General features: G+C 57.6%; 14 protein-coding genes. 13 read left to right on the top strand and 1 reads right to left on the bottom strand.

Features of this window, described 5'->3' with window-relative positions; translation table 11 throughout:
• The first annotated feature begins 194 nt into the window (after positions 1-194).
• The 10 genes from QNK41_RS13425 to yedF all read left to right on the top strand — a co-directional run bounded on the left by QNK41_RS13425 (position 195) and on the right by yedF (position 9,300).
• The gene (locus QNK41_RS13425) at positions 195-950 is read left to right on the top strand and encodes a (Fe-S)-binding protein (protein ID WP_319257750.1); all 756 of its coding nucleotides are present in this window, start codon (positions 195-197) and stop codon (positions 948-950) included.
• Positions 943-2,373, top strand: a complete 1,431-nt coding sequence (locus QNK41_RS13430) for a LutB/LldF family L-lactate oxidation iron-sulfur protein (RefSeq protein ID WP_319257752.1) — start codon at positions 943-945, stop codon at positions 2,371-2,373. The genes QNK41_RS13425 and QNK41_RS13430 overlap by 8 nt, the downstream gene beginning before the upstream one ends.
• Positions 2,366-3,031 (top strand): lactate utilization protein, encoded by a 666-nt coding sequence (locus tag QNK41_RS13435; protein ID WP_319257755.1) that lies wholly within the window; start codon positions 2,366-2,368, stop codon positions 3,029-3,031. The genes QNK41_RS13430 and QNK41_RS13435 overlap by 8 nt, the downstream gene beginning before the upstream one ends.
• A 13-nt stretch (positions 3,032-3,044) precedes the next feature.
• Complete coding sequence (locus QNK41_RS13440; RefSeq protein ID WP_319257757.1) at positions 3,045-4,439, top strand: FAD-binding oxidoreductase; 1,395 nt, start codon at positions 3,045-3,047, stop codon at positions 4,437-4,439.
• 11 nt (positions 4,440-4,450) lie between these two features.
• Entirely contained in the window at positions 4,451-5,731 is a 1,281-nt protein-coding gene (locus QNK41_RS13445; RefSeq protein WP_319257759.1) for a (Fe-S)-binding protein, read from the top strand.
• 2 nt (positions 5,732-5,733) lie between these two features.
• Positions 5,734-6,435 carry a FadR/GntR family transcriptional regulator gene (locus QNK41_RS13450; protein WP_319257761.1) on the top strand — a complete coding sequence of 234 codons (702 nt, stop codon included), beginning with the start codon at positions 5,734-5,736 and terminating at the stop codon, positions 6,433-6,435.
• Between the two features lie 298 nt (positions 6,436-6,733).
• Complete coding sequence (locus tag QNK41_RS13455) at positions 6,734-7,084, top strand: carboxymuconolactone decarboxylase family protein (RefSeq protein ID WP_319257763.1); 351 nt, start codon at positions 6,734-6,736, stop codon at positions 7,082-7,084.
• Positions 7,085-7,334: 250 nt separating this feature from the next.
• Positions 7,335-7,628: a hypothetical protein gene (locus QNK41_RS13460; protein WP_319257765.1), complete on the top strand. Its 294-nt coding sequence runs from the start codon at positions 7,335-7,337 to the stop codon at positions 7,626-7,628.
• Positions 7,621-8,682 carry a selenide, water dikinase SelD gene (selD, locus tag QNK41_RS13465; RefSeq protein WP_319257767.1) on the top strand — a complete coding sequence of 354 codons (1,062 nt, stop codon included), beginning with the start codon at positions 7,621-7,623 and terminating at the stop codon, positions 8,680-8,682. The genes QNK41_RS13460 and selD overlap by 8 nt, the downstream gene beginning before the upstream one ends.
• Positions 8,683-8,703: 21 nt before the next feature.
• On the top strand, positions 8,704-9,300 hold the full coding sequence (gene yedF, locus QNK41_RS13470) for a sulfurtransferase-like selenium metabolism protein YedF (RefSeq protein ID WP_319257769.1): 597 nt from the start codon (positions 8,704-8,706) through the stop codon (positions 9,298-9,300).
• A gap of 28 nt (positions 9,301-9,328) precedes the next feature.
• Here yedF and QNK41_RS13475 read toward each other — a convergent pair whose 3' ends face one another.
• Positions 9,329-10,876: an NAD(P)/FAD-dependent oxidoreductase gene (locus QNK41_RS13475; RefSeq protein ID WP_319257771.1), complete on the bottom strand. Its 1,548-nt coding sequence runs from the start codon at positions 10,874-10,876 to the stop codon at positions 9,329-9,331.
• A gap of 199 nt (positions 10,877-11,075) precedes the next feature.
• On the opposite strand from QNK41_RS13475, the gene QNK41_RS13480 reads away from it, so the two are divergent.
• The 3 genes from QNK41_RS13480 to QNK41_RS13490 all read left to right on the top strand — a co-directional run.
• Positions 11,076-11,837, top strand: a complete 762-nt coding sequence (locus QNK41_RS13480; RefSeq protein ID WP_319257773.1) for a YdcF family protein — start codon at positions 11,076-11,078, stop codon at positions 11,835-11,837.
• Between the two features lie 97 nt (positions 11,838-11,934).
• Positions 11,935-12,477 carry a tetratricopeptide repeat protein gene (locus QNK41_RS13485; protein WP_319257775.1) on the top strand — a complete coding sequence of 181 codons (543 nt, stop codon included), beginning with the start codon at positions 11,935-11,937 and terminating at the stop codon, positions 12,475-12,477.
• On the top strand, positions 12,446-12,650 hold a 205-nt coding region (locus QNK41_RS13490; RefSeq protein WP_319257777.1), incomplete at its 3' end, for a hypothetical protein. The genes QNK41_RS13485 and QNK41_RS13490, both read left to right, overlap by 32 nt.

Here is a 12,650-nt window from a genome sequence, read left to right on the forward strand (position 1 = left end):
TTCGGCTATGCGCTGTTTTACTTCAAGGGGGTGGCGCCACCGGAATACACAATGATGCACATTTACCGCGGTATCATGCCTTTCGTACTGCTGCAGTTGATCGGCCTGGTCATCCTGGTCCTGTTCCCGGCGTTGGTTACCTGGCTGCCGGCGCTGTTTTTCGGGGGCTGATGCCAATACCCAAGGAAATTATTATGCAATCCCGAAACCATTCTGATCGATCCAACACGGCCTATTTTTTCGGTACCTGTCTGATGGATGCCGTCTATCCCGATGCCGGGATGGCGGCCATCAGGCTGCTTAAATCGCTTGGTGTAACGGTGGTATTCCCCCCGGATCAGTCCTGCTGCGGCCAGCCGGCCTACAACTCCGGTTTTACCCGCGAGGCCCGGGCCGTTGCCCTTAAGCAGATCCGTGTGTTTGCCAAACCCTACCCCATCATCGTGCCTTCCGGATCCTGTGCCGGCATGATGAAGCATCACTATCCGGACTTGTTCGCCGGTACACCCGATGAGGACGCTGCGCGCCTTTTTTCCGAACGGGTTTATGAATGGTCCGAGTACCTGGCCACGGTGCTGGCAGTGGAACTCGAAGACCGGGGCGATCCGCTGACGATCACCTGGCACAGCTCCTGTCACGCCCTGCGCGAAATGAATGTGATCCGGTATTCCAAGGCCTTGATCCGGCAGTTGAAAAACGTGACCTTGGTGGAACTGGAACGCGAGACGGAGTGCTGCGGGTTTGGCGGCACGTTTGCCGTCAAGCAGCCGGCCATATCGGCCGCCATGGTCAAGGACAAGGTGGACGATATCCGTCGAACCGGCGCCACGACGCTGGTGGCCGGTGACTGCGGGTGCCTGATGAACATCAGCGGCGCCATGGAACACGCCGGTGTGGCGATTGCCGGCAAACACCTGGCTGAATTCCTGTGGGAGAGAACCAATGGGTAATCACACACGATTCGATTTTGAACACAATGTCACCGGGGCGCTGGCCGATGATCAACTGCGCAAAAACCTGCGCAACGCGATGGACATTTTGGTCGACAAGCGCCGCGCGGTTTTTCCGGACAGCGAATATCTCGAACAACTGCGCTCGGCCGGCAATGCTATCAAGCGCCGCGCGTTGAAACAGCTGCCCCGGCTGCTGGAGCAGCTTGAAGCCAACTGCACCAAAAACGGTATCCAGGTCCATTGGGCCGAAGATACGAACGAGGCCAACCGGATCGTTCTGGATATCATGCACCGCCACGATGCGCCGGCAATCGTTAAGGGCAAATCGATGGTCTCCGAAGAAATGCACCTGAACCATTTTCTCGATGAGCAGGGCATTGAAGCCGTTGAGACCGATCTGGGTGAGTTCATCATCCAACTCAATCATGAAACCCCCTCGCACATCATCGTACCGGCCATTCACAAAAACAAGGACGAAGTAGCCGCGATCTTTCACGATAAGATTCCGGACACGCCCTATACTGAAGACGTGGAGGAGCTGACCGCCATCGCCAGACGGGTGCTGCGCAAGCGCTTTGCTGCGGCCAAGGTGGGACTCTCCGGCGTCAATTTTGCCATCGCAGAGACCGGCACCCTGCTCTTGGTGGAAAACGAGGGCAACGGCCGCATGTGCACCACCGTCCCCGAGGTTCATGTGGCCGTGATGGGCCTGGAAAAAGTCATCGAAAAGCTTTCCGATGTGCCGCCCCTGCTGCGGCTGCTGACCGGATCGGCCACCGGGCAGGTGATCACCACCTATGTCAACATGATCAGTTCCCCTCGCAAGAGCGAAGAAAAAGACGGACCCAAGGAGGTGCACCTGGTCATTCTGGACAACGGTCGTTCGCGCATGCTGGCCGATCCGGAGTTCCGCCAGACCCTGCTTTGCATCCGCTGCGGCACCTGCCTCAACCACTGCCCGGTCTACGTTCGCATTGGCGGCCACGCCTACGGCCATGTCTATCCAGGCCCAATCGGCAAGATCCTGACCCCGCAGATGGAGGGGCTCGAACGGGCCGGTGTGCTGGCCACCGCGTCCAGCCTTTGCGGGGCCTGCGGCGAAGTGTGTCCCGTTCGGATCCCGATTCCAGATTTGATCCGGCGGTTGCGCAACGAAAGCTACGATCAGGACGGCAGCGCCGTGGTCGAAGGCGGCGGCTACAAGAAAAATCTGGCCGAAACGCTGGTGTGGAAAGGTTGGGAACTGGCCAACCGTTCACCCATGCTCAATGAAATGGGCACCCGCCTGGCTGGGAAGGTTGGAAAACGCATGCCCAGGGTTGGCCCACTTAAAAAATGGACGCGTGTTCGCACGTCGCCCAAAGTGGCCCGTGCCAGCCTTCACGAACGCGCACGCAACGAAGGGGTGAAAGATGAGTAGCCACCAGAATGCCCGTGATCGCATATTGGCCCGTCTGCACGCTTCCGGTGCGGAGCAGACGACGGTTCCAGAGGCGCCGCTGCCGCCGGAATTGTCTCTCGATCGGGATGCGAAGATCGAACGCCTGGCCACACTGATGGCGGCCATCCGCACCGAGGTCCACATCGTAGACACTGGCAGTTGGCTGGAAAAACTTCGGGAACTGGCCCGTGAGAAGGGCTGGAAACGGCTCCTTTACGGTCCGGAGGCGCCGATTGGTTCGGCAATCGAAACGGCTTGGGCATCCGATACCGAAGGACTGCCGGAACTGGTGGCTTACACCGGGCCGGTGGAAACCTTCAAGGAAGACCTCTTTCAGATGGATGCCGGCATTACCAGCGTCCGCGCGGGAGTGGCCGAGACTGGTGTCGTGGTCCTCTGGCCCACACCGCACGAACCGCGGCTGATGTCCCTGGTGCCGACGGTCCACGTGGCGGTGCTCGATGCCGACACGATCTACAACTCGCTGGCAGAGATGATGGCCGTTGAACGTTGGGCCGACGGCATGCCCACCAACGCCCTGTTGATCTCCGGTCCGTCCAAGACTGCCGACATCGAGTTTACTCTGGTGTTCGGGGTTCACGGTCCCAAGGAATTGGTCCTGCTGATTCGGAAGTAAAAGGAAATATTCTATGATCGCTGATTCTCTTGTCCGTCAATTCAAAACCATCGTGGGTGACGATAACGCGTGGACCGATGCCACCGATCTGCACACCTACTCTTACGACGCCGCTGTCGTCGACCCCGTGCAGCCCGGGCTGATCGCACGCCCCACAACAATCGAGGCCCTGGGAAAGACGGTGCGCCTGTGCAACGACAACAATTTGCCCCTGACCGTCCGGGGTGCCGGCACCAACCTGAGCGGCGGCACCGTGCCCCTGCCCGGCGGGGTGGTCATCGTCACCAACGGCATGAAATCGATCCTGGAGATCAACGAGGCGGATATGTATGCCGTGGTCCAGCCCGGTGTGGTCACGGCCAAACTGGCTGCCGCCGTGGAAGCCAAAGGCCTGTTTTATCCGCCCGATCCCGGCAGCCAGGCCGTTTCCACGATCGGCGGCAACGTGGCTGAAAACGCCGGCGGCCTGCGCGGCCTGAAATACGGCGTCACCCGCGATTATGTGATGGGGATGAGCTTTTTCGATGTGGAGGGCAACCTGGTCAAATCAGGATCCCGGACGGTCAAATGTGCCACCGGGTACAACCTCACCGGACTGATGGTCGGATCGGAAGGCACCCTGGGCGTGTTTGCCGAAATCATCCTCAAACTGATCCCGCTGCCGGCCCACCGCAAGGCCATGATGGCCGTTTTCGAATCCCTGGAGCGGGCATCCGAAACCGTTGCCGCCATTATTGCCGATAGGATCGTTCCGGCCACCCTGGAGTTTCTCGATAATTTTACGATCCGGGCGGTGGAAGATTTCAGCAAGGCCGGCCTGCCCAAAGACGCTGCCGCCATGCTGCTGATAGAACTGGATGGCCACGCGGCGCAGGTGGAAGAAGACGCCGCCCGTGTGGAGGCCCTTTGCAGGACTATGGGGGCGACCTCGGTTCGCGTGGCCCAGGACGCGGCTGAACGGGACCGGGTGTGGGCTGCTCGCCGCGCGGCTCTTTCCGCCCTGGCCCAGCTCAAGCCGACCCTGGTGCTCGAAGACGCCACGGTGCCGCGCAGCCGTCTCCCGGAGATGGTCGTCGCCATCCAGCGGATTGCCAAACGCTATGATCTGACCATCGGTACCTTCGGCCATGCCGGCGACGGTAACCTGCACCCTACGATTCTGACCGACAAGCGCAACCATGCCGAATGGGAGCGAGTGGAGAAGGCCATCGACGACATCTTCGATGATGCGCTGAAAATGGGCGGTACGCTTTCCGGCGAACACGGCACCGGCCTGGCCAAATGCCGTTACCTGGAAAAAGAGACCAGTGCCGGAACGATCCTTTTTTCTTCACGGCTCAAACGGGCCCTGGATCCAAAAAACATTCTCAATCCCGGCAAAATAATCGCCGCGAAAGCCTATCTCTGATCATGGCATCAATGGACGCACTCGCCCGCCTCATGCGGGAACTGGAAGATCAGCTGGTCGTATGCATGCGTTGCGGCATGTGCCAGTCCGTTTGCCCGGTCTTCGATCAGACCGGACGAGAGGCCGACGTGGCCCGGGGCAAGCTGGCCCTGCTAAGCGGATTGATGGAACAGATTTTCGACGATCCCGAAGGGGTCTACCAACGGCTTAACAAGTGCCTGTTGTGCGGATCCTGTGCGGCCAACTGCCCCAGCGGGGTCAGCGTGCAGGAGATCTTTCTCAAGGCCCGGGCCATCCTCACCGGGTATATGGGCCTGTCGCCGGCCAAGCGTTTGATTCTGAAAGGCATGCTGGCCAACCCAAAGCTCTTCGATCGATTGGTCGAGTGGGGGGCCCGGTTTCAAAAGATTTTTACCCGTCCGGTCAATGACATCATCGGAACCTCCTGTGCCCGAGTGATGTCACCGTTGATCCAGGACCGCCATTTCAGAACCCTGGCCCCGGTGCCCTTTCACCGGCAGGTGCCTTCTATGGATCGTCCGGCTGGAAAGTCGGGGATCAAAGTGGCCGTTTTCACCGGGTGCCTAATCGACAAGATGTTTCCCGCGATTGCCCACAGCACCATAAAAGTCCTGGATCACTTAGGGGTTGGGATCTTTCTGCCGGCAAACCAGGGATGCTGCGGTATTCCGGCTTTGTCCAGCGGGGATCTTCCCACTTTTCAAAAACTGCTGGACCACAGCCTGGAACGCTTCGAAAGCGGTGAATTCGATTTTTTGGTCACCGCCTGTGCCACCTGCACCTCCACCATTCACGAGGTCTGGCCGAAGTTGGCAGACGAGCGCACCCGTGACGCGGCCACCCGGTTGGCCCGGCGGACCATGGACATCAATCAGTTTCTGGTCAGGGAGACGGCGCTCAAGCCGCTGTCGAAATCAGCTGGCAAGGCCTGTACCGTCACCTACCACGACCCGTGCCATCTGAAGAAAAGCCTGAAGGTGTTCAACGAACCCCGTGCCGTGATCAAGGCCGCCCCTGGATGCCAGCTGACGGAGATGGCCGAATCCGACTGGTGTTGCGGCATGGGTGGGAGTTTCAACCTGCAATATTACGACATTTCAAAAGGGATTGGGATGAAAAAGGCGGCTCAGATTAAAGATACCGGTGCCAACGTGCTGGCCACGGGATGTCCGGCCTGCATGATCCAGATCTCGGACATGCTCTCCCAGGCCGGTGCGAGCATCACCGTGCGGCATCCCATCGAATTGTTGGCAGAAGCCCTGGACGAATGAAAATGCGGCTTAAACCGATCAATCCCAAGCGAATTTCCGATCAGGTGTTCGACCAACTGCGGGAACTGATCTTTCGCGGCGACTACCAGCCCGGCCAAAAGATCATGACCGAGCGGGAACTCGCCGAAGCCCTGAATGTCAGCCGCAACTCAGTCCGCGAAGCCATCAACAAGCTGGTTACCCTCCGTTTTTTAGAGCAGCGCCAGGGTCAGGGCACCTTCGTCCGTTCAATGGACGAGGCCGTGAAAATACCGCTGGCCACGGTTATGGAGGCCCGGGACGCCAGTCTTATCGACCTGCTGGAAATGCGCATGGGCATTGAGTGTACGGCCGCTTCGCTGGCGGCCCAGCGAGCCAACCCGGCGGATCTGGACGCCATTGAAAATGCCATCGCGGATATGGAAGCCGATACCTGCGCCGGCGGACTTGGCACCGAGGGGGATCTTTCCTTCCACATGGCCATCGCCTGGGCAACCAAAAATCCCCTGCAGGTATACATCATGAAGAATATCTCGGATTTTCTGCACGTGGGAATCCGGAAAAACTTGCTGCACCTTTACGAAGATCCGGACAACATCGTGGAGATCCTGCAACAGCACAAGGCCATTTATCAGGCCATCCGCAGTAGTGACGCCGACGCTGCCTACCGGACCATGAAAAATCACATCAAATATGTGATCCGCTTTTTCCGGAACCGCCTGTAAACGGTTGTTCCTCTTGCCACCCGCTATATCCTTTAATTCCTTGCGTCCGCACGGCCCCTCTAAATGATATTTTGCAGTCAGTCAGGAAAAAACAATCCGTTGACGGTTGAACCGCAATAGCGAACACATTCCTCGCGGCTTGTCGGAGCGAAGCAAAGATCCCGCTCATCGGGGCTGCGGAGAGGGTTCAATTCCATTCTTGGCCTTTCCGCCGATTTTTAGGTATAAGGTGAAAGCGATCAACATCAGGCACGGGCAACGGAATCAGTCGGCCAAAACGTTACAGGAGGAACCAACCATGGGTGATATAGAAAAATTTCAGCAGGAACGGCAGGCACTCAACGAACTGGTAATGAAATATGCCGGGCTGGGCACCAAGCGGTACTACAATCTCGATTCGCAGGCCTACCGGGAAGGGGTGCTGCCGGTCAAGACCAAGGAACTGCTGGGCCTGGTGGCCAGCTTCGTGCTGCGTTGCGACGACTGCATCACGTACCATGTGATCCGCTGCCATGAAGAGGGCGTTTCCAGTGAAGAGCTGGAAGAAGCGCTGTTCATCGGCCTGATCGTGGGTGGAACCATTACCATTCCCCACCAGCGCCGGGCCATGAAGGCTTGGGATGAGCTGAAAAACAAAAGCACTGCATGATGGATGGCCATCCCCGCGTCACGGCGTTTTCCTGTGCTTTTTTAAATCGGCGGATCATGTAAGCTCTCCGCATCGCGATTGGGCTCAGATTGGCAGATGACCTTGCGGCGGAGTTTTCATCCGACTATTGCCATCGGGCGCACAGTGCAAAATAGCATTTTTCTATAGGTCCTATCTACCTTATCGTCTATTGCAATTTGATTTGTGCAACGAAGGCGATTAATCTTACTCTTTGCCTCCAGGAGAAGATATGTCTGAAAACGGGTTGTCTTGCATTGACCCCAGAATGACGGTATTGGATATACTGAGCCGCCACAGGGAAACCGAAGCGGTTTTCAAGGCATGGGACCGTCGAGCGGGCGAATGCATCTGTTGTCGGGCGCTGTTCGATACACTGCAGCAGGTGGCCGACAGATACGGGCTGGATCTGGACCTGTTGATGGACGAAATCGATACCGCCGCCAGCCAAACAGACGCTCCTATCGGGGACCGAAAACAGGCGCTTTCCAACTTACCCTCTAACCGGGAGAAACCAAATGGCTGAGAATAACACAACCCTGAAACCGCTTCGCCTGACGGAGACGGTCAGGGGGGCCGGGTGAGCGTCCAAATTGCCTCCAGGGGACCTGGAAAAGGCGTTGTGCGGGCTGGATTTTCCAACAGACCCCAATGTACTGGTCGGTCTTACCCGGGCGGATGATGCCGGGGTTTACAAAGTGTCCGACGATCTGGCCTTGATTCAGACGGTGGATTTTTTCACGCCGGTGGTGGACGACCCTTATTGGTTCGGTCAGATTGCCGCGGCCAATGCGCTGAGCGATGTCTATGCCATGGGCGGGGAGCCAAAAACAGCCATGAATCTGGTTTGCTTTCCCCTCAAGCGGATGGACCTTTCCGTCCTGAGAGAGGTGATCCAGGGAGGAATCGACAAGGTCAGGGAAGCGGGTGTGGTGCTGCTGGGCGGTCACAGCGTGGAGGACGAAGAATTCAAATACGGGCTTTCCGTGACCGGCTTCATTCATCCCAACCGGATTCTTACCAAACAGGGCCTTAACGTGGGTGACCGACTCGTGCTCACCAAACCTTTAGGTACGGGCATCGTCAACACGGCCATCAAAGGTAATCTGGCCTCGGGGGAGATCACCCGGAAAGTAACGGCCATCATGGCGGCCCTGAACCGGACTGCCGCCACGGTGATGAGAGAATACCCGGTTCATGCCTGTACGGACATCACCGGCTTCGGGCTCATCGGCCACCTGGCCGAGATGATGCAGGGAACCGGTCTGGGATTGAAGATCGTGCTGGAGAAACTGCCCATCATCGACGTGGCACTCGGGTTTGCAGCAATGGGTATGGTCCCGGGCGGTGCCCACAAGAACCGGAGTTTCCGTGCTCAGATGGTGGACATGGACGAGGGTGTGGACCCAGCCATGCAGGACATCATCTACGATCCCCAAACTTCAGGGGGGCTGTGCATTTCCGTTGCGCCGACCTCGGCAGAAGGGCTGGTGGATCATCTCCAAAGCGAAGGCGTGGAGCATGCGGCCATCATCGGCGAGGTGGTGGACTACCCGGCCGGAATCATTCAGATCGTTTAATGACGAATTGAGGATTGTGAATTGACCAGGATTGACGCAAGCGGGTTGTCCTGTCCGGCACCGGTGCTGGAGACCAAGGCGGCTGTGGAGAACAGTCACCCCCAGCACATTGACGTGCTGGTGGACAATGAACCGGCCCGGCAGAATGTGGCCCGTTATCTGGAATCACAAGGCTATCGTACCTGCGTCGAACAAGCGGGCGAGCTATACACGGTTATCGGCACTGGGGTGAGGGTCGCTCCTGAGCCAAAGCCGACGGTGACTGCGCCGGCCGTCGCTGGGGGAAAGATTATGGTGATGGTGGCGGCGGACCGCATGGGCAGTGGAGACGACCTGCTGGGCGCCAAACTGATGGTCAACTTCATCAAAACCCTCAAGGAGATGGGTGGCGAACTGTGGCGCCTGGTACTTGTCAACAGTGGGGTGAAGCTGACCATCGACGGCGCGGGTACCCTGGAAGACCTGAAGGGGTTGGAAGAAGAGGGCCTCACCATCCTGGTTTGCGGCACCTGCCTGGATTACTTCAACCTGCTGGAGAAAAAACAGGTGGGCCAGACCACCAACATGCTGGACATCGTTACCGCCATGCAACTGGCCGACAAGGTGATCACTATTTAAGGGCCCCGGAACGATTTCAGGGATCGTTTTATCTGTCGATGTTGCCCTCGAGAAACTCGACGGCTTGATTGGCGGCCCAGACACCTGAGGCGATGCAGCTCAACACGCCTGCGCTGATGGCGCCGGCCCCAACCACAAAAAGCCCTTCGATGCCTGCCGTGCAATCGAAAAAGCGCCCCGGTCCGAATTGCGCCGGGGTCTGTTCGGGCCCGAAATTTCCACCGCTGACACTGTTGACCCAATATTCGTTGGAGAGCGGTGTGGCGAATTCGACAAAATCGAGGTTGCTGCCAAGATCGGGGATATAGCGTTCGGCAGACCGGACAAGGCTCATTCCAATCTGTTTCTTCAGCCTGGAATAGTCCTCGCCGCGCCTGCGGCTCTGGGTGCCGGACCAGGGTGTGAAGGGATGGTCATAACCCAGGCCGCTGATGATTTCGAGGGTGTGGCAACTGTCCGGGGCGTATCGATGGTCAGGATCTTTCAAAGATGGCGACGTTATGAAATAATACGGAAACGGGTCCGACGCCTGCCGATCGGCAACGGCGGCAAAGGTCCGGTTTACATCCGTGTACTCAAAATGAATGATATTGGCGTCTGTCAGGCCGGCCGCGGTCGGATCCATTCGCGTTCCGATAAATGCATAAAACGACCCGCCGGATGGCTGCAGGCCCGCCACCTTTTTTTTGATCGGTCGGGGGATCATTCCAGGATCAATTAACTGCCGGAATGCGATCAGGGGATCCACATTGCTGATCACCGTTCTTGCCGTAAATGTATCGCCGGATCGGCTGGAAACGATAAATTCAGCGCCGGACCGGCGGATACTGTTCACCGGGGTCCGGTTCTTCAGGATACCGTTATTTTTTTCTATCGCCGCCACAAGTGCGTCCCGCAGGGCGGCACTGCCGCCTTTGGGATAGTAGGCCCCGTCAAGATAATGATCCAGCAGCATCATACACAAAAAGGCCGACGCGCGATCAGGGGGTAGCCCGCTGTTGCCGCAGTGGGCCGACAAGGCCGCCTGCAGGCGTGGGTTGCGGGTGATGTGGTTCAGCATCTGCTGGTAGGTGGCGCGGTGATATTTTATCAGAACCGGATGCCTGAAGGCATACCGCAAGCGATCCAACAGGTTCTTGGGCGGACCATGAGGATCGGAGAAGGCGTTGAGCAAACGGTCCATTAAATTGAAGTATCGACTGATCGCCCTGGATTCATGGGGGAAAAGTCGCTGCAGCCGCTCATGGTAACGCTGCTTTCCCTTGCAGAGCCTGAGCTCAAAATCCGGAAACACGTAACGGTCGAAGCCGTCTGGATCAAGTTCGACGAAATCCAGCTGGTCGTCAAGTTCCAGCAGTTCCAGAAGAAGCCGAAATGTTCCGCCATGGCCCAGTTTTCCCAGGTAATGGACACCGGTATCGAACCGATAGCCATTGCGGACGAAGGGGTTGATATACCCGCCGAAAGCCGGCATGGCCTCGAGGACCAGAACCGATACCTTTTGCTGGGCCAACCGCAAGGCAGCGCTGAGGCCGCCGGCACCGCTGCCTACCACGATAGCGTCATAATCCGTCAATTGATCCTCTTGGCTGTAAAAGCAGTGGTTTTTCAAACGTCTGGAAATTTTATAAAGACTCCCATAGCGTCGTTGAACTGTCAACGATTCTGAAGTTCATCGATGCATTTGACCCGGGAATCCGAAACGAGGTATAACTGCCCAATAGAGAAATCGCCTCCGATGTCGGCCTATCCATGGGAATGAGAAAGAGACGGCCATGTTTGCGCTCAAAAAAACGATCACCCCGTTTATTCTGCCGCCGGGTATCTTCATCCTGGCGATCGTGTTGATTTCGTTGGTGATGGTTTACCGGAAACGATGGAAACTGGGGTTGTCGAACCTGGTCGTGGGGCTGATGCTATGGGCGCTTTCTACCGTTCCACTGTCCACTTTTTTGATTCAAGGCTTGGAGTCGGAGTATTCCATCCCGGCGAATCCGTCGGGAGATGTGATCATCCTGCTGGGCGGCGGGTTGATTGAGGGCGTGCCGGATCTCACCGGTACGTCGACGCCATCGCCGTCAACAATGGGCCGGATCGTCACCGCCGTGAGACTTTACCGACGGTTAAGCCTGCCCATTATCGTCACTGGTGGCCGGGACCACGATGAAGCAGATTCTGCCGTAGCGACAATTGCCAAACGGTTTTTGATGGACCTGGGCGTGCCGGAAAAATCAATTACGGTGGAAGACCGGGCCCGGGATACGGCGCAGAATGCCCGGCTGACTGCCGCCATCTGCAGGCAGCAGGGTTTTTCCAAACCCATCCTGCTCACCGCGGCCTACCACCTGAAACGGTCCCGGATGGCATTTGATGCCGCCGGTATGCAGGTGACCCCGTTTCCAGCCTACTTTCTGGGGTCCAGGAACATCCCTTACACCTGGCGCCACCTGTTGCCCCGGGCCGGCACCTTGCATACCTCTGCCAAGGCCCTTCACGAATACATCGGCATTTTTTACTACCGGATGGTTGGACCCTGATCGGCGCAGCAGCGGAGATTGACCCGCCGCTGGTCAATGGACCCAGGTTGCCAGATGCTGTCGTATCCGTCCAACCTAACTTGAAAATGGAAGGTTCATGATGAAAAAATCCCTTGTCCCAATACTGGTCCTGGCAATCTTGGGAATCGGTGCCTGTGCCGCCTCGCCACCGGCGACCTCGTCTGCCGACGGTTCCGACGAAGGGGATCGGGAGCTGAAACGGGGTATCTATTGGTATCAGAAGGGGTGTAATCGCAAGGCCATGGAGCATTTTCTTGCTGCCCACGAGCACTATTCCCTCACCGATCAGCAGGCGGGTGTGGCTCGCAGCCTGAACAGCATCGCCAATAGCTACCGGCACGCGGGTAAAGCCGAAGACGCACGGCTGTTTTACGATGCAGCCATTGCCGCCGCCAGACGCTGCGACGACCAGCGGGTGATGGCTCAGGCCCTGTGCAACAAAGTGGCTATTCTTATTGAGGCGGATGATCTGGCCGGAGCCGAGGTGCTTCTGGATGAGGCGCAACTGCTAACCCGGGAGACAGGCCAGGTATATGCCATGGTCCTGAACCATCGTGCCGTGCTGTTGATGATGGCGAATCGGACCGATGAAGCCGTACACCCTTTTGGATCAGGCTGACGCTGCAGCTGTTGGCGATGGATTTAATCAAAAGAATTCCTCGGAGCTCTGCTACGGGGTGAAAAACAAGGAAGGGGTTGGTGTGGAAGGGGAAACGACGTGTCCCCTTCCCATGCAAAATCGCTTCTCAAACCCCTTTGATACCTCGCAGCTCTGCTGCGGGGAGGTTCATT

It is taken from the genome of Desulfosarcina sp., from assembly GCF_033791525.1.
Taxonomy (GTDB): Bacteria; Desulfobacterota; Desulfobacteria; order Desulfobacterales; family Desulfosarcinaceae; genus Desulfosarcina.